Consider the following 20,138-nt stretch of genomic DNA (forward strand, 5'->3'; position numbering starts at 1 on the left):
CCGCTCTCACCTGCTGGAAGTACCCGAGGCGTCCGCGGCGTGGCCCGTCCAGTCCAGGATCTGGCCGGCGGCTCCGGCGGCCTCCAGCCCCCGGCAGCGCCCGTGGTGGCGGCGGGCGATGCCGTCGAGGTCCAGGTGGGCACCGAAGGCGGGGTGGGCGGCCAGGCGGCGGGCGTGGCCCCACAGCGCCGGGTGGCCGGCGATACGGTGCACGGCACTGGCGTCGAGATGGCAGCGGTGCACGGTGTCCAGCTGCACCAGCGTCACCCACAACTCGACGTCGGCTGCGGTGAGCCGGCCGTCGACGACGTACTCCTCGCCCGCCAGGTACCGCTCGATCCGGCCCAGCGTGTCCAGCAGCAGATCGAGCGCGGCGGCCCGCTCGGCAGGGTCGGCGTCGGCCCGTCCGGCACGCTGCGCGGCCTCCTCGATCCCCTCGGCGCAGAGCCGTTCGACGGCCTCGACCTGGCTCTCCGTGCCACACGGGTACAGGAAGGGGAGCCCGCCTGGGGGGAAGCGGTCCAGGTCGCGCAGGATGTCGGAGGTGCGGGTGCTGACGATGCGTCCGGACCAGTCGTCGCTGAGCACCGGTGCGAGCGCCGGTCCGGTGCAGTGGTGGGCGCTCGCCTCGTACAGCGGGCGCAGGGCGGAGTGGCCGCCGCCGGGACGGTCGGGGACGGCGGGCAGGAAGGCGACCGGACAGCTGTCGTCGAGGCCGAGGAGGCTGTGGCCGATGGCGAGGCGCAGTCCGTCGGGACAGGCGGTGGACAGATGGAGCCGGTAGCGGTGCGGCACGGCGTAGTGGCCGCTGCGCGCGTCCCGGCCGATCCGGCCCCGGAAGGCGGGAGCGGTGCGGTGGGCGGTCGGGACGGCGGCGAGCGGAGTGGTGGACATGCGTCTCCCCTGAAGCGGGCGCGTGGAGGTACGCGCGGCGGAAGCGTCGTCGGTCGGTGGGTGCGGAGGGTTGGGGTGGGTGCCGGACCAGGTTCGGTGCAACGGTGGGCCCGCTGAGCCATGAAAGGCCTGCCTCGGCTCCGAAGGCTCAACCCGAAGGCTCAGCCACGAAGGCTGATCGCACTGCAGACGCGCAGCAGGTCGATGTGCAGGCGGGTGACGAGAACGGTGCGCGGGACTCCTCAGGCAGTGCGACATGTGACATAGTACTGATGTGGCGAAGCGACTGACCTGCGATGTCGTGGTCGTCGGAGCCGGGATGGTGGGCGCGGCCTGTGCGCTGTACGCCGCGCGGACCGGCCTCGACGTGACGGTGGTGGACCGGGGCCCGGTGGCCGGCGGCACCACCGGCGCGGGCGAGGGCAACCTGCTGGTCTCCGACAAGGAGCCGGGCCCCGAACTGGAACTCGCCCTGCTGTCGGCCCGCTTGTGGGCGGAGCTGGCCGGGGAACTGGGGGCGTCGGTCGAGTACGAGCCCAAGGGCGGTGTGGTGGTCGCCTCGACGCCCGGCACACTCGGTGCGCTGACGGACTTCGCAGCGGGCCAGCGCGCCGCCGGTGTCATCGCCGAGACCGTCGACGCAACCGAACTCCACGAGCTGGAACCCTACTTGGCCCCCGGCATGGCGGGCGGTGTCCATTATCCGCAGGACGCGCAGGTCATGCCCGCGCTGGCCGCCGCCCACCTGATCCGCGCCTCCGGCGCCCGCCTGCTCACCGGGCAGACCGTGACCGGGGTGCTGCGCACGGCGGACGGGGCGGTGCTCGGCGTCCGTACCGACCAGGGCGACATCCACGCGCCGGCGGTGGTGAACGCGGCCGGGACCTGGGGCGGCGACCTCGCCGCACTGGCGGGCGTGCACCTGCCGGTCCTCCCCCGGCGCGGCTTCGTCCTGGTCACCGAGCCGCTGCCGCGCATGGTCCGGCACAAGGTGTACGCCGCCGACTATGTGGCGGACGTGGCGAGCGACACGGCCGCGCTCCGGACCTCGCCGGTCGTCGAGGGCACGGCCGCCGGGCCGGTCCTGATCGGGGCCACCCGTGAACGGGTCGGCTTCGACCGCTCGTTGTCCCTTCCGGCGGTACGGGCGCTCGCGGCCGGGGCGATCGGGCTGTTCCCCTTCCTGGAGCGGGTGTGCGCCCTGCGGACGTACGCCGGTTTCCGGCCCTACCTGCCCGACCACCTCCCGGCGATCGGCCCCGACCCCCGGCTGCCCGGCCTGTACCACGCCTGCGGCCACGAGGGCGCGGGCATCGGACTGGCCACCGGCACCGGGCAGTCCATCGCCCGGGCGCTGACCGGGAAGACGCCGGACCTGAATCTCGCGCCCTTCCGTCCGGAGCGGTTCGAGGCGGCCGCCACCCCTGGGACGAACGGAGACGACACCCCATGAATCCGAGGGAGTTGGCCCAGGCTCGGCCGGGTGCCGCGTTCACCGTCACCTTCGACGGCCGGCCCGTCGAGGCGCTGCCCGGCCAGACGGTCGCGGCCGCGCTGTGGGCGGCCGGCGTGACCTCCTGGCGCAGTACGCGCGGAGCGGGCCGGCCGCGCGGGGTGTTCTGCGGGATCGGGGTGTGCTTCGACTGCCTGGTGACCGTCAACGGCCAAGTGAACAGGCGGGCTTGTCTGGTCCCGGTACGGCCGGGTGATGTGATCCGCACACAGGAGGGGACGGGTCGGGACGATGACTGAGCGACCGCATCTCGCCGTCGTCGGGGCGGGCCCTGCGGGGCTGGCCGGGGCGCTGGCCGCAGCCGCGCGCGGCGTGCGTGTGACCCTGCTCGACGCCGCCGAACAGGCGGGCGGGCAGTTCTACCGGCAGCCCGCCGCCGCACTCGGCGCCCGCCGCCCCCAGGCCCTGCACCACCAGTGGCGCACCTGGGAACGGCTGCGGGACGGACTCGACCGGCACATCGCGGCCGGGCGGGTCACGCACCTGACGGATCACCATGTCTGGTGTGTGGAAGGTGAGTCCGGGGCCTTTGCGGTGCACGCGCTGCGCGGTCCCGCGCAGGAGGAGGGGGTCACCGTCCGCGCCGACGCCGTCCTGCTCGCCACCGGCGGCTGCGAGCGGGTACTGCCCTTCCCGGGCTGGACGCTCCCCGGTGTCATCACCGCGGGCGGCGCGCAGGCCATGCTCAAGGGCGGCCTCGTGCTGCCGGGCCGGACCGCCGTGGTCGCCGGGACCGGACCACTGCTGCTGCCCGTGGCCACGGGACTCGCGGCGGCGGGCGCCCGCGTGGCCGCCCTGGTCGAGTCCGCCGACCCGAAGGACCTGCTGCGGCAGGCCCCGGCACTGGTCGCGCAGCCCGGCAAGCTCGCCGAAGGCGCCTGTTACGCAGGTCGGTTGATACGGCACGGTGTCCGCACCCTGCCCCGGCACACCGTCGTGGAGGCGCACGGCACCGACCGGCTGGAGGCGGTCACCGTCGCCGCGCTCGACCGGGACGGACGGCTCAGGCCCGGCAGCGCCCGCCGCATCCCCTGCGACACCCTCGCGGTGGGACACGGCATGCTGCCGCACACCGACCTCGCCGAGACCCTCGGCTGCACCCTGTCCGGTACGGACGTCCGTGTCGACGACGAGCAGCGCACCGACGTACCGGGCGTCTGGGCGGCCGGCGAGACCACCGGGATCGGCGGCGCCGCCCTCTCACTCGCCGAGGGACACATCGCCGGCCGCTCCGTCGCCGCCCGGCTGCACGGCGCCACGCCCGACCCGCGCCGATGGGCCGCGGCCTCCCGCGCCCGCACTCGGCTGCGGGAGTTCTTCGCAGCGCTCGACACGGTGTACGCCCCGCCCGCCGACTGGGCCGACCGGATCACGGACGACACGGTGGTGTGCCGCTGCGAGGAGGTCAGCGCCGGACAGGTCCGTACGGCCGTCGGCACGCTCGGAGCCGGGGACCTGCGCACCGTCAAGCTGCTCACCCGGGCCGGGATGGGCTGGTGCCAGGGCCGGATGTGCGGCCCCGCGGTGGCCGGACTGACCGGATGCCCGCTCACACCCGGGCGCCGGCCGTTCGCCCGGCCGGTGCCGCTCGGGGTGCTGGCGGGCCTGCCCGAGCAGGAGACCGACTGACCGGCCCACCGACTGACCGGTGTATCGACTGACCGGTGCCGGGGGCGTGCACACGCCTCCGGATCTCAGTAATATGTCACACTCTATTGGATTGGGGACCACTCATGACCCTTCCGGAGAACCGCCCCTGGCGCGGTGTCCTCGTCGCCACCGCGCTCCCGCTGCGCGCCGACCTCTCGGTGGACTACGACCGTTACGCCGAGCACTGCGCCTGGCTGGTGGAGAACGGCTGCGACGGCGTCGTACCGAACGGCTCCCTCGGTGAGTACCAGGTGCTCACACCCGAGGAGCGCGCCCGGGTGGTGGAGACGGCCGTGGCCGCGATCGGCGGCGAGCGGGTGATGCCGGGCGTCGCCGCGTACGGCTCCGCCGAGGCACGGCGCTGGGCCGAGCAGGCGGCCGAGGCCGGCTGCGCGTCCGTGATGCTGCTGCCGCCCAACGCCTACCGCGCCGACGAGCGGTCCGTGCTCGCCCACTACGCGGAGGTCGCCGGGGCGGGCGTCCCGGTGGTGGCGTACAACAACCCGATCGACACCAAGGTCGACCTCGTACCCGAACTCCTCGCCCGCCTGCACGGGGAGGGCCACATCCACGGCGTCAAGGAGTTCTCCGGCGACGTCCGCCGCGCCTACCGGATCGCCGAACTCGCCCCGGACCTGGACCTGTTGATCGGCGCCGACGACGTCCTGCTGGAGCTGGCCGTGGCCGGCGCCAAGGGCTGGGTGGCCGGCTACCCCAACGCACTCCCCCGGGCCTCGGTCGAGCTGTACCGCGCCGCCGTGGCCGGGGACCTCACCACCGCACTCCCCCTGTACCGGCAGCTGCACCCGCTGCTGCGCTGGGACTCTCGCGTGGAGTTCGTGCAGGCCATCAAGTTGTCCATGGACGTGGTAGGCCGCTACGGCGGCCCGGTGCGCCCGCCCCGCGTCCCGCTGCTGCCCGAGCAGGAGGCAGCGGTCCGCGCGGCCACGGAAAAGGCGGCCGCCTCGGGACTCGCGTGACGCACGACAGGAAGGAAGGCACCACGACCGACCACGGGAAGGAAACCGGAGATGCGCAGCAAGCTCGTCCTGCACGCCGTCGACTCGCACACCGAGGGCATGCCGACCCGGGTGATCACCGGCGGGATCGGCACCGTACCCGGTGCGACGATGAACGAGCGGCGGCTGTACTTCCGTGAACACCGCGACCCCGTCAAACAGTTGCTGATGAACGAGCCGCGCGGGCACTCCGCGATGAGCGGTGCGATCCTGCAGCCGCCGAGCCGCCCCGACTGCGACTGGGGTGTGATCTACATCGAGGTCTCGGGCTATCTGCCGATGTGCGGGCACGGCACGATCGGCGTGGCGACCGTGCTGGTCGAGACGGGCATGGTGGAGGTCGTGGAACCGGTGACGACCATCCGCCTGGACACCCCCGCTGGGGTCGTGGTGGCCGAGGTGGCGGTGGAGAACGGCGCGGCCACCGCCGTCACCTTGCGCAACGTGCCGTCCTTCAGCGTCGGGCTGGACCGCAAGGCGGTGCTCGCCGACGGGCGGACGGTGACGTACGACCTCGCCTACGGCGGCAACTTCTACGCCATCCTGCCGCTGGAGGAGTTCGGCCTGCCCTTCGACCGGGCCCGCAAGGACGACATCCTCGCCGCTGGGCTGGCACTGATGGAGGCGATCAACACCGAGGAGGAGCCGGTCCACCCGGAGGACCCGTCCATCCGCGGCTGCCACCACGTCCACCTGTACGCGCCCGGTGCCACCGCCCGTCACTCCCGGCACGCGATGGCCATCCACCCCGGCTGGTTCGACCGCTCGCCGTGCGGCACGGGGACGAGCGCGCGCATGGCACAACTGCACGCGCGGGGCGAACTCCCGTTGCACACCGAGTTCGTGAACGAGTCCTTCATCGGCACCCGGTTCACCGGCCGGCTGCTGGGCACGACCGAGGTCGCCGGCATCCCCGCCGTCCTGCCGAGCTTCACCGGCCGCGCCTGGATCACCGGCACGGCCCAGTACCTGCTCGACCCGACCGACCCGTTCCCGGAGGGGTTCGTCCTCTAGCCACCGACTAGACTTCGATGATGCGTGACATGGCACAGAAACCGCAGGACGCGGACGCACCCGTACTCCCCCTGCTGGGCGGCCGGCGGAGCAGCTTCCGCGAGCGGGTCGCCGACGCGCTGCGGGCCGCGCTGATCGCGGGCGAACTGCGGCCCGGCGAGGTCTACTCGGCGCCGTCGCTCGCGGCCCGCTTCGGCGTCTCGGCGACGCCGGTGCGGGAGGCAATGCTGGATCTGGCCAAGGAGGGCCTGGTCGACACGGTGCCCAACAAGGGCTTCCGGGTCACCGCGGTCTCCGACCGGCAGCTGGACGAGTACACGCAGATCCGCGCCCTGATCGAGATCCCCACCGTGGTGGACCTGGCCCGCACGGCCGACCGGGTCTCCTTGGAGGCGCTGCGCCCGGCGGCCCGGGAGATCGTCGCCGCCGCGGCGGCGGGCGACCTGATCGCCTACGTCGAGGCCGACACCCGCTTCCACCTCGGTCTCCTCGCCCTGGCCGGCAACACCCACCTGGTCGACGTGGTCGCCGACCTGCGGGGGCGCTCCCGCCTCTACGGCCTCACCGCCCTGGTCGAGGCGGGCCGCCTGCTCGCCTCGGCCGAGGAGCACCTGGAACTCCTGGACGCACTGCTGGAGCGCGACGGGAAGGCCGTACAGGAGGTCATGACCCGGCATCTGGGGCATGTGCGCAGCTTGTGGGCGGCGCGGGACTAGGACTTGTCCGGGCGGCGCCCGTTCGGGCGATGCGGTGCCTGAAGCGGGCGTGCCCTGATCGCGGTGCCCAGGTATGCGGTGATGCTGGGTCGCGTCCATCGAGCGCATGACCGCCAGGAGGGCGACAGCCGTGTCCCAGGACGAGGAATCTCTGCCGACCATTTCCGGTCCCCCGCAGTTCGCCGTCCGGGCGAGGACCAAGCCCGGCGGTGATGTGTGGTTCACCATCGGCCAGGGGTGGGAGTTCCGGGCCGACGACGGTGTCGCGTACCGGCTCCGGTTCACGATGACGCCGGTGAACTGGGACGGGGAGCTGGCCCTGATGCCGATTCCGGATCAGGCGGAGGGAAGCCGGTGAGCACTCAGGAAACTACACGGACCAAGACCCCCACGACGCTCGAAGACGTCGACGGAGTCCTGGACTTCCTCTGGCTGGAACTGACGAACCGCTGCAATCTGCGGTGCGTCCACTGCTACACGGAGTCGCATCCGCTCAGCGGCGACCGGGACGTGCTGACCACGGAGGACTACGGGTCGGTGCTGGGCCAGGCCTACGACCTGGGCTGTCGCCGGATCCAGTTGATCGGGGGCGAGCCCCAGCTGCACCCGGACTTCGACGAGCTGCTGCGCCGTGGTGTGGACACCGGTTTCGACTTCGTGGAGGTGTTCACCAACCTCACCCGGCTGGACGAGGAGACGCTCACGTTCTCGGCGGAGAACGCCGTGCACTTCGCGACCTCGGTCTACTCCGACGACCCCGAGGTGCACGATGCCGTCACCACCGTGCGCGGCAGCCACCGGCGTACCGTTGCCAACCTTCGCCGGCTCGTCGAGAAGGGGGTGCCGACGCGGGTGGGTGTCATCGCGGTCAAGGGTGACACCGAGGCCGCGGAACGCACCCGGCAGTTCCTGCTCGACCTCGGGGTGGACGGCCCGGTACGGACGTCGGAGGTACGGGAGTTCGGCCGGGGGCAGGACCTACTCGGACAGAGCGCGAGCCTGTCGGGCCTGTGCGGGCACTGCTGGAACGGCAACCTCGCCGTCGCGCCGGACGGCAAGGTGTTCCCCTGCGTGATGTCCCGCGACTGGGCTGTCGGCGACGTCCTCGAGCAGACGCTTCAGGAGATCCTGCACGGGGACGAGCTGGCGCAGATCCGCCGCGAGATCCACGACACGGTCTGGCAGAAGAAGGCCGATACCGCACGGTGTCCCCAGTCCTGCGGGCCCGATCTCTCCTGCCCGTGCGACCCGCTGCTGTGCCCCCAGTCGTGCGGCCCTCTGGAAACGAGGTAGGCGGAAAGAACTGGGCACCCGTGCGATCACCCTGATCGGTGGCGAGGCATGCCCTTGTCGCGAGAACCGTCGAAGGCGGCCTGCTCTGTGTGAGCAAACCGCCTCTGACCTGCGACTTTACGTCGGGACGACAGGATTTGAACCTGCGACCCCTTGACCCCCAGTCAAGTGCGCTACCAAGCTGCGCCACGTCCCGTTGCGGGCTCACGCGGGGTGTTCCGCGTGATCACGCAGGTCAACCCTACCGCACGCGCACGGGTGCCGGTGTCGCCCCCGCCGCAACGGGGTCCGCCGTACGGGCGGCGCGGCGGACCGGGACCAGGAGGGCGGCGCCGGTCGCGGCCAGGCAGAGGAGGGCGAGCAGGGCCCAGCCGTGGGTGTAGCCGGAGGCCTGGGGCAGGCCGGAGGGCTGGAGGTGGGCGGTGACCAGGACGCTGGTGAGGGCCGCGCCGATGGAGCCGCCGATGGTGCGGATGTTGGCGTTCATGCCGGTGGCCGCGCCCGTCTGCTCGGGCGGGACACTGCCCACGATCAGGTTGGCCATCGAGGCGAAGGCGAGTCCGATGCCGAGGCCGAACAGGCCCGCGACGACGGCGATCTGCCACTGCGCGTCATGCCAGAGGGTCAGGAAGCCGCAGGCCAGTGCGCCGAGCGCGGCGCCCGCGGTGAGCAACGCCTTGGCGCCGACGCGGGGTTCGAGCCGCCCGGACAGGACGCCCGACAGGAACATCGCGACGAGCATCGGCAGCATGAGCAGGCCGGACTCGGTGACGCTCGCGCCGAAGCCGTAGCCGGCCGCGGTCGGTGTCTGGACGAAGCCCGGCAGGAAGGACCAGATCGCGTACATGCCCGCGCCGAACAGCAGGGCGGCCGCGTTGGTCGTCCACACCGCGGGCAGCCGCATCACGCGCAGGTCGATGAGGGGGGAGCCGGAGCGGGCCTCGGTGGTCAGCCACAGCGCGAACAGCAGGACGGCGGCGGCGAACAGACCGAGCACCTTCGGCGAGCCCCAACCCCACTGCCCGGCCTGGCTGAGCGGGAGCAGGAGAGCCACCAGCCAGGCGGAGAGCAGCACTGCACCGAGCCAACTGACCTTCCCCTGGCCCTTGTTGGGTGACTCGGGGATGTAACGCAGGGCGATCAGGACGGTCGCGGCGACGACGGCCACCGGGATCCAGAACAGCCAGCGGTAGTCGAGGGCGGAGACGATGGGCCCGGCGGCCACGATGCCGACTCCGCCGCCCGCGGCGATCACGGCGGACAGGTTGCTGATGCTGCCGCTCACCCGGGACGCGGCGAACTCGTCGCGGATGATGCCGAAGGAGAGCGGGAAGAGGGCGCCGCCCACACCCTGGACGACCCGGGCGACGATCAGCACGCCGATGTTCGGGGCGAGCGCGGCGACGAGACAGCCGGCGAGCACGGTCACCAGGACCGCGACGAGGGTGCGTTTCTTGCCGACGAGGTCGCCGACGCGGCCGAGGATCGGGGTGAACACCGAGGCGGACAGCAGGTACGCCGTCATCACCCAGGTCGCGGTGGACTGCGAGGTGTGCAGTGCGTGCTGGACGGTCGGCAGGGCCGGTGCGATCAGCGACTGCAGCATGGCGAACACGCCGGCACCGGTCGCCAGGACCGCGAAGGTGAGGCGGGTGGACTTGCGGGGCATGAAGAAGCCTCTCCGGAATCGGGACGCGGAGGGTGGATGTCTTGGGGGACGGGCGGTGCGCGACGCGCAGGGCCCGTGCTCACGGGGGTGCGGGAGGCCGGCGCCGGGACGCGTCCGTCCACGGCGAAGCCACCCCCGCACTGCTAAAGTGGAGGTACCCCTCCACTGTAACGGAGGCCAACCTCCGGTTCAACCGATTCCCTTCCGGGAGGCAGCAGTGACGGCCACGCCGTTCCCCGTCAGCGAGATCGTCGCGACCCGCCGGCCGCACCGTAAGGACGCCGCCCGCAACTACGACGCGCTGCTCGCGGCCGCCCGCGAGGCGTTCGCCGAGCACGGCGCGGAGGCCTCCCTGGAGGACATCGCCCGCCGGGCCGGCGTCGGCATCGGCACCCTGTACCGGAACTTCCCCACCCGCCGCGACCTCTTCGAGACCGTCTACGCGGACGAGGTCAACGCCCTGTGCCGGGCGGCCGTCGAGCTGGCGGAACGGGAGCCGTGGGAGGCCCTGACGGCCTGGCTGGACCGGTTCACGGGCTACATGGTCACCAAGCGCGCGGTCCGAGAGGCCCTGAACGACGAGTCCGACATCTTCATCGCCTGCCGCGAGTCGATGTACGCGGCCGGCGGCCCCCTGCTGGAACGTGCCCAGAAGGCGGGCGTGGCCCGCGCGGACATGGACTTCGGCGACCTGCTGCGGATGGTCGCCGGCATCACGGCGACGGCGTTCGAGAACGAGGCCCAGCGCGACCGGGTGCTCGCGATCGCCCTGGACGGGGTGCGCACCGGCCGCTGAGTCAGCCGGTCAGCTGGTGGTCGGGGGCGAGGGCCTCCGCGATGCGCTCGGTGATCGTCTGGGCCGTGTTGCCCTCGGGCGCCTTCTTCCCGACGGTCGTGGACACGGCGATGGCCAGCCGCTGCGCCGGCAGGTAGGCCTGCACGGCCGCGAACCCGGCGAACGACGGATTCTGCAGGACCCAGCCGTTCTTGACGACGACGCCCACCCCGAAGTGGAAGTCCTCGGTCTGCTTGAAGCACACGGTGGCGGGGCAACTCGCGGTCGGCGCGCCCAGGCCGACGGTGCCGGGGTTCAGCTGCACCTGGTAGGAGCTGCGGGAGAGCAGTTGTCCCGAGCCGATGCCCTGGGCGGAGCGGGCCAGGTCGCAGATGTTCGTGGTCTGTACGGCGCCGGGTGCGGTGGTCCAGGACGGATCCCAGTAGGTGGCGTCCTCGTAGGGGCCGCGCTCGTCGTCGTAGGCGTGCAGTACGGGCGCCGGGATCTCGGGCGTGAAGCCGTTGCTGGTCTCGCCCAGCCCCAGGGGATCCATGATGTGCTCACGCAGCAGCTTGTCCAGCGGGGTTCCGGTGATCTTCTCCAGGGCGCGGCCGAGCAGCACGAAGTTGGCGTGCGAGTAACTCCAGCCGGTGCCGGGCTCGTACCAGAGGGGATGGGCGAGGGAGAAGGCGACCAGCTCCTGCGGCGTCCAGTGCTGGAACGGGTCCGCGTAGAGCTGCTTCACGAAGGCCGGGTCGGTGACGTAGTCATGCAGGCCCGAGGCCGAGTCGCCGAGCATCCGCAGGGTGATCTGGTCGCCGTGCGGCAGGTCCGGCAGCCAGCGGGAGACGGGATCGTCCAGGCCGACCCGGTGCTCGTCGACGAGTTGGAGCAGCGCCGTGCCCATGAAGGCGATGGCGACCGAGCCGGACCGGAAGTGCATCGCCGGGGTGGCCGGCACACCGTTCATCGAGTTGCCGTCCGCGAAGGTGGCCACCTCCCGCCCGTCCTGCGTGACCCGGACCAGCGCGGCCTTCACATCGAGGTCGCTGCGCGCCTTGCGCACGATGTCGAGGATCTGGCCGGCCGTGCCTGCGGGCTTGCCCGCAGTGGCGACGCAGCCGTTGTCCGGGGGCGGGGCAGCCGCGGCCGTCGTCGTCTGCAGCGTCGCGGCGAGCAGCGCGGCGGCACACAGGGCCGCCGTCCGGGCGCGGCGCGAGGGTGACCGCCGCACGCCCCGGGAGACCTCCGCGTCCCGTACCGCGTCGGAAGCCGTACGGCCCACCGCGCCCAGCATGTCTCCAGGGTGCCCCCGTCCCGTCCGGCCCGCAGCACGAGGGGCGTCTCACTCCCGTTCCAGTACGAGGTCGAAGCGGGCGTGCCGGAAGGGGTTCGGTACGCCGAACTCGCGGGCCAGGGAGGGATCGTCAGTCGCGGTGAAGTCCTTGACCAGGCTGTCCTTCACGGCGAACACCGCGTCCGAGTCGAGGTGGGCGCCGCCCGCCACGAAGATGTGGGTGGTGACCGGGGCGTGGCCGTCGGCCGTCGCGATGAAGTGGATGTGGGCGGGCCGGTAGGGGTGGCGGCCGGAGGCCTTGAGCAGGGTACCCACGGGTCCGTCGGTGGGGATCGGATACGGGCTGGGCACGCAGGTGCGGAACCAGAAGGCACCCTCGGCGTCGGCGGTGAACAGTCCGCGTCCGTTGCCGGGGGGTTGGGCGTCCGGGCGCTGCACGTCGTAGAAGCCGTGCGCGTCGGCCTGCCAGACGTCCACGGCCGCGCCGGGCAGCGGGGTGCCGTCGGCGGTGCGGACCCGGCCGCTGACCACGCAGGGTTCGCCGTCGCCCACCAGGTCGATACTGTCGCCCAGTTCGCGGTCCGGGGACTGTGTGAGGTGGAAGGGGCCGAGGACCGTCGACTCGGTGGTGCCGGGCGCGCTGTGGCCATGCAGCGTCTCGACCAGCATGGACAGGCCGAGGACGTCCGACAGGAGGATGAACTCCTGCCGGGTGTCCGTGCAGGCCTGTCCCGTGGCCGTGAGGAAGCCGACGGCCTGCTCCCACTCCGCCTGTGTCAGCCGGGTCTCGCGGGCGAAGGCGTGCAGGTGCCGGACGAGGGCGGTGAGCAGGTCGCGCAGCCGGGGGGCGGCGGTGGCGGACAGGCTGTCGACGGCCTGGCGGGTCACGGCGTCGACGGCCGCTTCGGATGCGGTGGTTGTGCTCACGGCTTCTACGGTCGCGGCTGCCGCGGCTACGGCGTCTTCGGTGGTCATACCGACTCCATGCCCAGCAGCACACCGGTCGCCTACTTGATGACCGCGTTGGCCACGACCACGACCACCCCGAGCACCGAGTCCACCAGGCCGATACCGACGGCGGCCGGCCAACTGCGCCTCGACCAGCGGGCGGTGACCAGGCCGAGGGCGAAGAGGATCGCGATGTTCAGGGCGAACACCGGGTACTCGACGCCGCTCGGGGGCCACCAGCCCCAGCCCGCGCCCACGAGCAGGAACACCGTCGGTACGACGGCCATGACCAGCGGCCACTCGTCGACGAGGGTGCGCAGGACGTCCCAGCGGCGGTGCGAGGAGCGCTCGGCGATGTAGTGGGCGTAGCCGTGGGCCAGTGCGGAGGCGCATGCGGTGACCAGCAGCCAGAGGGCGTCGTAGCGGCGGTCGGCGGCGGAGCCGTGGCCGTACTGGGTGAGCGCGGCGACCATCGAGCTGGCCAGGACGGCGCCGTAGACCCCGCCGAACAGGACGGCCTCGCGCGTGGTGTGCTGCCGGTGCGGCTCGGTGGCGGCCGCCGTGGAGTCAGCCATGCACCCCACGATCACCCGCGCCCCGGGCCGCCGCCAGTTCGCGCGGCCGGTCCGCGCGGCCCGACGAAGTGTCCTCCCACCAGGCCCGATGCCGCACACTCTGTCGACGGTCGGACGGCGCCGGCGCTGGTTAGGGTCAGCCCATGACGCACAGCTTCGCGCTCCACATCCCGGGCGCCGACCTCGAACCCGAGCCTCTCGACCCGGAGCAGATCGTCTCCGGGAACCCGGAGGTGACCGGGAAGGTGGTCTGGGAGTCGCCGGACGGCCGGCAGATCCGCGGGATCTGGCAGATCACCCCGGGCGTGGTCACCGACACCGAGGCGGACGAGCTGTTCGTGGTGATCAGCGGGTCGGCGACGATCGAGGTCGAGGGCGGGCCGACGCTGCGGGTGGGTCCCGGGGACATGGCGGTGCTGCGCGCGGGCGACCGTACGACGTGGACCGTGCACGAGACGCTGCGCAAGGCGTACGCGATCAACCTGTGAGGCGGGGCGGCGCCGCCGTCGTGCCCCGGATCTCCAGGGTCGGTGCGGCCAGATGCAGTTTCCCCTCGCCCTCCGGCCGCTCGAAGCGGTCCAGGAGGCAGTCGGCGGCGCGCCGGCCGACCTCGTGCGGGGCGGTGTCGACGGTGGTGAGCCAGACGTGCCGCAGCCGGGAGATGCTGGTGTTGTCGTACCCGGCCACCGACAGGTCGCGCGGGACGGTGAGGCCCAGCTCCCCGGCCGCCGAGAGCGCACCGACCGAGGCCATGTCGTTGACGGCGAAGACCGCCGTGGGCCGCTCTGGGCGGCTGAGCAGCCGTACGGTGCCCCGGTAGCCGCCCTCCTCGGTCAGGTCGCCGGGTTCGACCAGCGGTTCGGCGCCGTGCGCCCGCATGGCCGCCTCGAAGCCGCGCCGCCGCAGCTCGCCGACGGCGCCGTGGCCCGCGAGATGGGCGATCCGGCGGTGGCCGAGACCGAGGAGGTGCTCGGTGGCCAGCCGGGCCCCGAGTTCGTCGTCTCCGGCGACGACGTCCACACCCGGCGGCTGCGGCTCGCGGGCGCCCGCCACGACCACCGGCATCCGCCGGGCCAGCACGCCGAGTCCGCCCGCGTCCGGCACCGTCCCGACCACCACCAGGCCGTCGGCGCCCAGGTCCAGGAAGGGTTCGGCGAGGTCGTGGCCCATGCGCCGGTTCAGCCGGGCGTCGGCGAGCAGCATGTGCAGGCCGGCCGTGTGCAGCAGCGAGTTCAGGCCGTCGAGCAGGTCGACGAACCAGGGGTTGCGCAGGTCGTCGAGGAGGACGCCGACCGTGCGGGTGCGCTGCTCGCTGAGGCTGCGCGCGGCGGCGTTCGGCCGGTAGCCCAGCTCGCGTACGGCCTTGAGGACGGCGTCCCGTTTCTCGGCGCGTACCTGGCCGGAGCCGCGCAGCACCAGCGAGACCAGCGACTTCGACACTCCGGCTCGTTCGGCCACGTCGCGGATCGTCGGCGGTCTCATGGGATGGACCGTTCCATGTGGTGTGCCGAGCTGTCAAAGGGTTGACACGGGTCCGTTCTCCCTGACGGATGGGTTGACGTGCGCGCCATGTCCGTACAAAGGTGGCTCGGACAGAATGTGGACCGGTCCAAAGAGGGGCTGTCATGGTGGATGCTCTCGGTGTCGCCGTCGTCGGGTTCGGCTGGATGGGGCGGGTGCACACCCAGGCCTACGCCCGCGTCCGGCACCACTATCCGCAACTCGCCCTGAGACCCGAGCTGGTGGCGGTGGCCGAGGAGGTGCCGGGCCGGGCCGAGGAGGCCGCCGAGCAGTTCGGGTTCGCCTGCGCCACCCGCGACTGGCGTGCGGTGGCCGCCGACCCGCGGGTCCGGGCCGTCAGCGTCACGGCGCCCAACTTCCTGCACCGGGAGATCGGCGTGGCGATGGCCGAGGCGGGCAAGCACCTGTGGATCGAGAAGCCGGTGGGTCTGACCGGCGAGGACGCCCGCGCGGTGGCCGACGCGGTCGCCAAGGCCGGGGTCCAGGGCACGGTCGGCTTCAACTACCGGAACGCGCCCGCCGTGGAGGCCGCCCGCGACCTGATCGCCTCCGGTGAGATCGGCACGGTCACACATGTCCGCATCCGTCTGTTCAGCGACTACGCGGCCCATCCGGACGGCGCTCTGACCTGGCGGTACGAGCGGGAGCGCGGCGGCAGCGGGGTGCTCGGCGACCTGGCCTCGCACGGCGCCGACCTGGCCCGCTTCCTGCTCGGCGACATCGCCTCCCTGACCGCCGACACGGCGATCTTCGTCCCGGAGCGGGCCCGCCCCACGGGCGCCACCGCCGGTCACGCGCTGGCCTCCGGCGGCGAGCCGGGCCCGGTCGAGAACGAGGACTACGTCAGCTGCCTGCTGCGCTTCGCCTCCGGCGCCCGCGGCGTCCTGGAGGCCTGCCGGGTCTCGGTCGGCGAGCAGAACAACTACGGCTTCGAGGTGCACGGCACCCGGGGCGCGGTGTTCTGGGACTTCCGCCGGATGAACGAGCTGGCGGTCAGCCGCGGTGCGACGTACCAGGACCAGCCGGTGAGCACGGTGTACGTCGGCCCGGGCGACGGCGAGTTCGCCGCGTTCCAGCCGGGCGCGGCCAACGCGATGGGCTACGACGACCTGAAGGTGATCGAGGCGTACCGCTTCCTGCGCTCGATCGCCGAGGGCCGGCCGTACGGCGCCACCCTGGCCGACGCGGTGCACAGCGCGGCCGTGCTCGACGCGATGGCGGTGTCGGCCGAGAGCGGGGCGTGGGTCAGCCTGCGGACGCCGTAGGCATGTTGTAGGGCGTGACCACCTGGATCGCGGACGGCAGGGTGGGTCCCGCCGGGGGCAGGGCGCCGTGGGCGCGCATGACGAGATGGCAGGCCTCGCGCATGTCCTGGCGCAGGTCGTGGTGGAGCACGGCGGACAGGCGGTGCTCGCGCAGCAGCCGGGTGTTGTCGTGGTCGAGGTCGTGCGCGACGAACACGGCGCACGCGCGGCCCAGGTCCTCGAAGGCCCGCAGCGTCGCGATGTTGCCGCCGCCGATCGAGTAGACGGCCCGGATCTCCGGGTCCCGCTCCAGGGCGGCTCGGACCAGGTCGTACTGCGTGGCGTCCAGGCCCTGCCCCTCGGTCAGCTCCACGAGCACGCGGCCGGGGTGCCGGGCGCGCATGGCGCTGCGGAAGCCCATCTCGCGCTCCTCCTCGTTGCGGAAGAAGCCGCTGCTCAGGCTGGTGAGGACGTTGCCGGGGCGGTCGCCGAGCCACTGGCCCATGAGGTAGGCGGCGGTGGCACCGGCCGCGCGGTTGTCGATGCCCACGTAGGCGAGCCGGCCGCTCGCGGGCAGGTCGGTCACCAGGGTGACGACCGGAATGCCGGCCGCGGTGAGCCGTCCGACGGCCGCCGTGACCTCGGGTACGTCCGGGGCCTTGAGGATCACCCCCTGGGAGCCGCGCCGGGCTATCCGGTCCAGGATCCTGACCAGCTCCCCCACCGGCGCGGTCTCCCGGAAGTGGAAGCGGGAGCGCAGCACGGCCGGGTGCAGGGAGGGCAGTTCGGCCTCCAGGGCGGCCCGTACGGCCGTGGTGAACCGATCGGGCGCCTGGATCACGATGTCGACCATGAAGGTGCGGCCGACGAGCCGGACCTGGGTGCGCTGCCGGTCCAGGTCGGCGATGGCCCGGTGCACCTCCTGCGCGGTGCTGGCCCGCACCCCTCCCCGCTCGTTGAGCACGCGGTCCACGGTGGCCTCGCTGAGGCCGGCCTGACGGGCGATCTCGCGGATCGGGAAGGGGTGGCCCACGGCTCGGCTCCTTGAAGGGTTTTTGATGGATCGCTGCCGGTTGTTCGAGGGGTTTGTACTGACAAGAATGACAGCACGACGTCGCCCCGGGAACGGAAGAAGGACGACGATGTAGCGCGAGAGCTGAAAGAACAAGGAACTCATGGGACTTCTCGACGACAAGGTCGTCCTCGTGAACGGCGGCAGCCAGGGCGTCGGCGCGGCGATCGCTCGGGCCGCCGTGCGTGAGGGCGCCTCGGTGGCCGTGACCGGGCGCCGCCCCGAACCGGGCGAGGCCCTGGTGGCCGAACTGTCCGCGGCCGGCGGCAGGGCGATGTACGTCCAGGCCGACCTGTCGGACGCCGACCAGGCCAAGGCCTCGGTGGCCGAGGTGGTCGACGCCTACGGCCGGATCGACTGCCTGGTCAACTCGGCGGGCCTGACCTCACGCGGCACCCTGCTCGACACGACACCCGAGCTGTTCGACGCGCACATCGCGGTCAACCTCAAGGGGCCGTTCTTCGCGATGCAGGCGGCGGTGGCCGACATGGTGGCGCGGAAGGCGCCCGGCACGATCGTCAACATCATCACCTCGTCGGCGCACGGCGGGCAGCCGTTCCTCGCGCCGTACGTCGCCGCCAAGGCCGGTCTGGTGGGCCTGACCCGCAACGCCGCGCACGCCCATCGCTGGGACCGGATCCGGATCAACGGCCTGAACATCGGCTGGACCGCGACGGAGGGCGAGGACGCCACCCAGCGCGCCTTCCACGACGCGGGCGACGACTGGCAGGAGCAGGCCGCCGCCCGGCTGCCGATGGGCAAGCTCGGCCGACCGGACGAGATTGCCGACTTCGTGGTCCTGCTGCTGTCCGACCGGTCCGGGGTGGTCACCGGTTCGGTGATCGACTGGGACCAGAACGTGCTCGGCGGCCTCGACTAGTTCTCTCCTTCAGCACCCTCGCACCTAGGAGCTGCACCCTCATGCGCATTGGAATCCTCGGCCTCGGCCGCATCGGCGCGTTCCACGCCGAGACTCTCTCCGGGCTCGACACCGTCGAGTCCCTCGTCGTCACCGACCCGTTCGCGGACGCGGCCAAGGCCGCGGCCGAGCGGTTCGGGGCCGAGGTCGCCGACTCGCCCGAGGCGCTGCTGGCCGCCGGCGTGGACGGCATCGTCGTGGCGGCCGCGACCGACGCCCACCCGGCGCTGATCCGGGCGGGTGTGGAGGCGGGCGTCCCCGTCTTCTGCGAGAAGCCGGTCGCCCGCACCATGGCGGAGGGCGTCGAGGTGCTCAGGGCCGTGCAGGGCAGCGACGTGCCGATCCAGATCGGCTACAACCGCCGCTTCGACGCCGGTTTCGTCGCCGCGCGGGCCGCGGTGCAGGCCGGCGAGCTGGGCAAGCTGCACACGGTCCGCTCGACGACCCTGGACCCGGCGCCGCCGCCGGCCGCGTACATCGCCGCCTCCGGGGGCATCTTCCGCGACTGCTCCGTCCACGACTTCGACATCATCCGGTGGGTGACCGGCCGCGAGGTCACCGAGGTGTACGCGGTGGGGGGCAACCGGGGCGCCGACTACATCAGGGAGGCGGGCGACGTCGACACCACCGGCGCGATCCTCACCCTGGACGACGGCACGATCGCGGTGGTCTCCAACTCCCGCCACAACGCCCGCGGTTACGACGTCCGCATGGAGCTCCACGGCTTCGCGGACTCGATCGCGGTCGGCCTGGACGACAAGCTCCCGCTCCGCTCGGTCGAACCCGGTGTGACGTTCCCGGCGGGCACGCCGCACGACTTCTTCATGGACCGCTTCACCGAGGCCTACCGCGCCGAACTCACCACGTTCACCGAGGTCGTGGCCGGCACCCGCCCCTCCCCCTGCACCATCGAGGACGCCCTGGAGGCGGGCTGGATCGCAGATGCCTGCACCCTGTCCCTGCACGAGCACCGTCCGGTGACGATCGCGGAGGTGCGGGGGGTCTGAGATCTGGATCACATCCCGTGAGTGAATGTCACACTCCGGGTGCCCGGGGCGCTCTCAGTTCGGAAAGCATCCGCGACGAGAGGCCCCGCGATGTCCGACACCGCGACACAGGTGTTCCACGACCACCGTGAACTGCTGTTCTCCATCGTCTACAACATGCTCGGCAGCGTCGCCGACACCGAGGACGTGCTGCAGGAGACCTGGCTGTCGTGGACGGCCAGGAAGCAGGCACCGGACGCGGAGCCGATCGACAACCCGCGCGCCTATCTGGTGCGGATCGCCGTGAACCGGGCCCTCGCCCACCAGGCCACCGTCAGCCGCCGCCGCGAGAGCTACGTCGGGCCGTGGCTGCCCGAACCGCTCATCGGCCCCCTCGCCGACACTCCCGCCCCCGACAACGCCGCTGATGCAGCGGTACGCGCCGAGTCGGTGTCGATGGCGCTGCTGGTGGTCCTGGAAACCCTCACTCCGCTGGAGCGCGGGGTGTTCGTCCTGCACGAGGTGTTCGGCTACGCCCACACCGAGATAGCGGACATCCTCGGCCGCAGTCCCTCGGCGATTCGTCAGCTCGCCCATCGCGCCAGGGAGCACGTCCACGCGCGCCGCCCCCGCTACGAGCCCGACCCGCAGGTTCGGCAGCAGGTGACCGAACGGTTCCTGGCCGCCGCGCTCGGCGGTGACCTGGACGCCCTCCTGAGGATCCTGGCACCGGAGGTGACCCTGTGGGGCGACGCCGGAGGCAAGGGCCGGGCACCGGCGGGCCTGCGGCCGCTGCACGGCCGGGACAAGGTCGCCCGTCTGCTCGCCGGTGCCGCCCCCCACTCCGGCAAGGGCCTCGACATCGCCTACCGCACCGTCAACGGCGCCCCGTCGGCGCTGCTGTTCGCCGGCGACACCCTCTACGCCGTCCTCGTCCTCGACCTCACTGCGGACGGCGACCAGGTGTGCGGGATCTATGTCGTCGCCAATCCCGACAAGCTCGCTCACGTCGACTGAACGCCGAGGAATCCAC

The 20,138-nt window shown here is 72.4% G+C and carries 21 protein-coding genes and 1 tRNA gene; 14 read left to right on the forward strand and 8 right to left on the reverse strand.

The window, feature by feature from the left end:
• Positions 1 to 6: 6 nt before the first annotated feature.
• A complete protein-coding gene (locus ACFY3C_RS02500; RefSeq protein ID WP_390769413.1) occupies positions 7 to 894 on the reverse strand; it encodes a glutathione S-transferase C-terminal domain-containing protein in 888 nt (295 codons plus the stop codon).
• A gap of 274 nt (positions 895 to 1,168) precedes the next feature.
• On the opposite strand from ACFY3C_RS02500, the gene ACFY3C_RS02505 reads away from it, so the two are divergent.
• The 8 genes from ACFY3C_RS02505 to ACFY3C_RS02540 all read left to right on the forward strand — a co-directional run bounded on the left by ACFY3C_RS02505 (position 1,169) and on the right by ACFY3C_RS02540 (position 8,099).
• Positions 1,169 to 2,347 (forward strand): NAD(P)/FAD-dependent oxidoreductase, encoded by a 1,179-nt coding sequence (locus ACFY3C_RS02505; RefSeq protein WP_390769414.1) that lies wholly within the window; start codon positions 1,169 to 1,171, stop codon positions 2,345 to 2,347.
• The gene (locus tag ACFY3C_RS02510) at positions 2,344 to 2,646 is read left to right on the forward strand and encodes a (2Fe-2S)-binding protein (protein ID WP_390769415.1); all 303 of its coding nucleotides are present in this window, start codon (positions 2,344 to 2,346) and stop codon (positions 2,644 to 2,646) included. Before ACFY3C_RS02505 ends, ACFY3C_RS02510 begins: the two co-directional genes overlap by 4 nt.
• A complete protein-coding gene (locus tag ACFY3C_RS02515; RefSeq protein WP_390769416.1) occupies positions 2,639 to 4,036 on the forward strand; it encodes an FAD-dependent oxidoreductase in 1,398 nt (465 codons plus the stop codon). The genes ACFY3C_RS02510 and ACFY3C_RS02515 overlap by 8 nt, the downstream gene beginning before the upstream one ends.
• A gap of 104 nt (positions 4,037 to 4,140) precedes the next feature.
• Positions 4,141 to 5,037 carry a dihydrodipicolinate synthase family protein gene (locus tag ACFY3C_RS02520; protein WP_386576933.1) on the forward strand — a complete coding sequence of 299 codons (897 nt, stop codon included), beginning with the start codon at positions 4,141 to 4,143 and terminating at the stop codon, positions 5,035 to 5,037.
• 51 nt (positions 5,038 to 5,088) lie between these two features.
• Positions 5,089 to 6,090 carry a proline racemase family protein gene (locus ACFY3C_RS02525; RefSeq protein WP_386576934.1) on the forward strand — a complete coding sequence of 334 codons (1,002 nt, stop codon included), beginning with the start codon at positions 5,089 to 5,091 and terminating at the stop codon, positions 6,088 to 6,090.
• Positions 6,091 to 6,107: 17 nt separating this feature from the next.
• Positions 6,108 to 6,806, forward strand: a complete 699-nt coding sequence (locus tag ACFY3C_RS02530) for a GntR family transcriptional regulator (protein ID WP_390769417.1) — start codon at positions 6,108 to 6,110, stop codon at positions 6,804 to 6,806.
• A 130-nt stretch (positions 6,807 to 6,936) separates the two neighbouring features.
• A complete protein-coding gene (locus ACFY3C_RS02535) occupies positions 6,937 to 7,164 on the forward strand; it encodes a hypothetical protein (protein WP_386576936.1) in 228 nt (75 codons plus the stop codon).
• On the forward strand, positions 7,161 to 8,099 hold the full coding sequence (locus ACFY3C_RS02540) for a radical SAM/SPASM domain-containing protein (RefSeq protein WP_386576937.1): 939 nt from the start codon (positions 7,161 to 7,163) through the stop codon (positions 8,097 to 8,099). The genes ACFY3C_RS02535 and ACFY3C_RS02540 overlap by 4 nt, the downstream gene beginning before the upstream one ends.
• Positions 8,100 to 8,221: 122 nt before the next feature.
• Here ACFY3C_RS02540 and ACFY3C_RS02545 read toward each other — a convergent pair.
• Together ACFY3C_RS02545 and ACFY3C_RS02550 are read right to left on the reverse strand one after the other, a co-directional pair.
• Positions 8,222 to 8,295: transfer RNA gene (locus ACFY3C_RS02545), tRNA-Pro, on the reverse strand.
• A gap of 45 nt (positions 8,296 to 8,340) precedes the next feature.
• The gene (locus ACFY3C_RS02550) at positions 8,341 to 9,768 is read right to left on the reverse strand and encodes an MFS transporter (protein WP_390769418.1); all 1,428 of its coding nucleotides are present in this window, start codon (positions 9,766 to 9,768) and stop codon (positions 8,341 to 8,343) included.
• 217 nt (positions 9,769 to 9,985) lie between these two features.
• Here ACFY3C_RS02550 and ACFY3C_RS02555 point away from each other — a divergent pair, with 217 nt between their 5' ends.
• The gene (locus ACFY3C_RS02555) at positions 9,986 to 10,564 is read left to right on the forward strand and encodes a TetR/AcrR family transcriptional regulator (RefSeq protein ID WP_386577883.1); all 579 of its coding nucleotides are present in this window, start codon (positions 9,986 to 9,988) and stop codon (positions 10,562 to 10,564) included.
• A 1-nt stretch (position 10,565) separates the two neighbouring features.
• On the opposite strand, the gene ACFY3C_RS02560 is transcribed toward ACFY3C_RS02555, so the two are convergent.
• The 3 genes from ACFY3C_RS02560 to ACFY3C_RS02570 are packed head-to-tail and all read right to left on the reverse strand — an operon-like array spanning position 10,566 to position 13,363.
• Entirely contained in the window at positions 10,566 to 11,840 is a 1,275-nt protein-coding gene (locus ACFY3C_RS02560) for a serine hydrolase domain-containing protein (protein ID WP_390769419.1), read from the reverse strand.
• A 48-nt stretch (positions 11,841 to 11,888) separates the two neighbouring features.
• Positions 11,889 to 12,815, reverse strand: a complete 927-nt coding sequence (locus tag ACFY3C_RS02565) for a dioxygenase (RefSeq protein WP_390769420.1) — start codon at positions 12,813 to 12,815, stop codon at positions 11,889 to 11,891.
• A gap of 32 nt (positions 12,816 to 12,847) precedes the next feature.
• Positions 12,848 to 13,363: a hypothetical protein gene (locus tag ACFY3C_RS02570; protein WP_386577880.1), complete on the reverse strand. Its 516-nt coding sequence runs from the start codon at positions 13,361 to 13,363 to the stop codon at positions 12,848 to 12,850.
• A gap of 143 nt (positions 13,364 to 13,506) precedes the next feature.
• Between ACFY3C_RS02570 and ACFY3C_RS02575 the strand changes: the two genes are divergently transcribed.
• Complete coding sequence (locus tag ACFY3C_RS02575) at positions 13,507 to 13,851, forward strand: cupin domain-containing protein (RefSeq protein WP_390769421.1); 345 nt, start codon at positions 13,507 to 13,509, stop codon at positions 13,849 to 13,851.
• Here the strand turns inward: ACFY3C_RS02575 and ACFY3C_RS02580 are convergent.
• Complete coding sequence (locus ACFY3C_RS02580; protein WP_390769422.1) at positions 13,841 to 14,845, reverse strand: LacI family DNA-binding transcriptional regulator; 1,005 nt, start codon at positions 14,843 to 14,845, stop codon at positions 13,841 to 13,843. The genes ACFY3C_RS02575 and ACFY3C_RS02580 overlap by 11 nt on opposite strands.
• Before the next feature lie 143 nt (positions 14,846 to 14,988).
• Here ACFY3C_RS02580 and ACFY3C_RS02585 point away from each other — a divergent pair, with 143 nt between their 5' ends.
• Positions 14,989 to 16,149: a Gfo/Idh/MocA family protein gene (locus ACFY3C_RS02585; RefSeq protein ID WP_390769423.1), complete on the forward strand. Its 1,161-nt coding sequence runs from the start codon at positions 14,989 to 14,991 to the stop codon at positions 16,147 to 16,149.
• Here ACFY3C_RS02585 and ACFY3C_RS02590 read toward each other — a convergent pair.
• The gene (locus tag ACFY3C_RS02590; protein WP_386577876.1) at positions 16,130 to 17,161 is read right to left on the reverse strand and encodes a LacI family DNA-binding transcriptional regulator; all 1,032 of its coding nucleotides are present in this window, start codon (positions 17,159 to 17,161) and stop codon (positions 16,130 to 16,132) included. The two genes, ACFY3C_RS02585 and ACFY3C_RS02590, sit on opposite strands and share 20 nt — an antisense overlap.
• Positions 17,162 to 17,303: 142 nt before the next feature.
• Here ACFY3C_RS02590 and ACFY3C_RS02595 point away from each other — a divergent pair, with 142 nt between their 5' ends.
• The 3 genes from ACFY3C_RS02595 (at position 17,304) to sigJ (ending at position 20,122) form a co-directional block, all read left to right on the forward strand.
• Entirely contained in the window at positions 17,304 to 18,080 is a 777-nt protein-coding gene (locus ACFY3C_RS02595; protein ID WP_386577875.1) for an SDR family oxidoreductase, read from the forward strand.
• Positions 18,081 to 18,121: 41 nt separating this feature from the next.
• Positions 18,122 to 19,126, forward strand: a complete 1,005-nt coding sequence (locus ACFY3C_RS02600) for a Gfo/Idh/MocA family oxidoreductase (protein WP_390769424.1) — start codon at positions 18,122 to 18,124, stop codon at positions 19,124 to 19,126.
• Positions 19,127 to 19,216: 90 nt separating this feature from the next.
• Entirely contained in the window at positions 19,217 to 20,122 is a 906-nt protein-coding gene (gene sigJ / locus ACFY3C_RS02605) for an RNA polymerase sigma factor SigJ (protein WP_390769425.1), read from the forward strand.
• Positions 20,123 to 20,138 lie beyond the last annotated feature (16 nt).

Source organism: Streptomyces sp. NPDC001410 (assembly GCF_042895235.1).
Classification (GTDB): Bacteria; Actinomycetota; Actinomycetes; order Streptomycetales; family Streptomycetaceae; genus Streptomyces.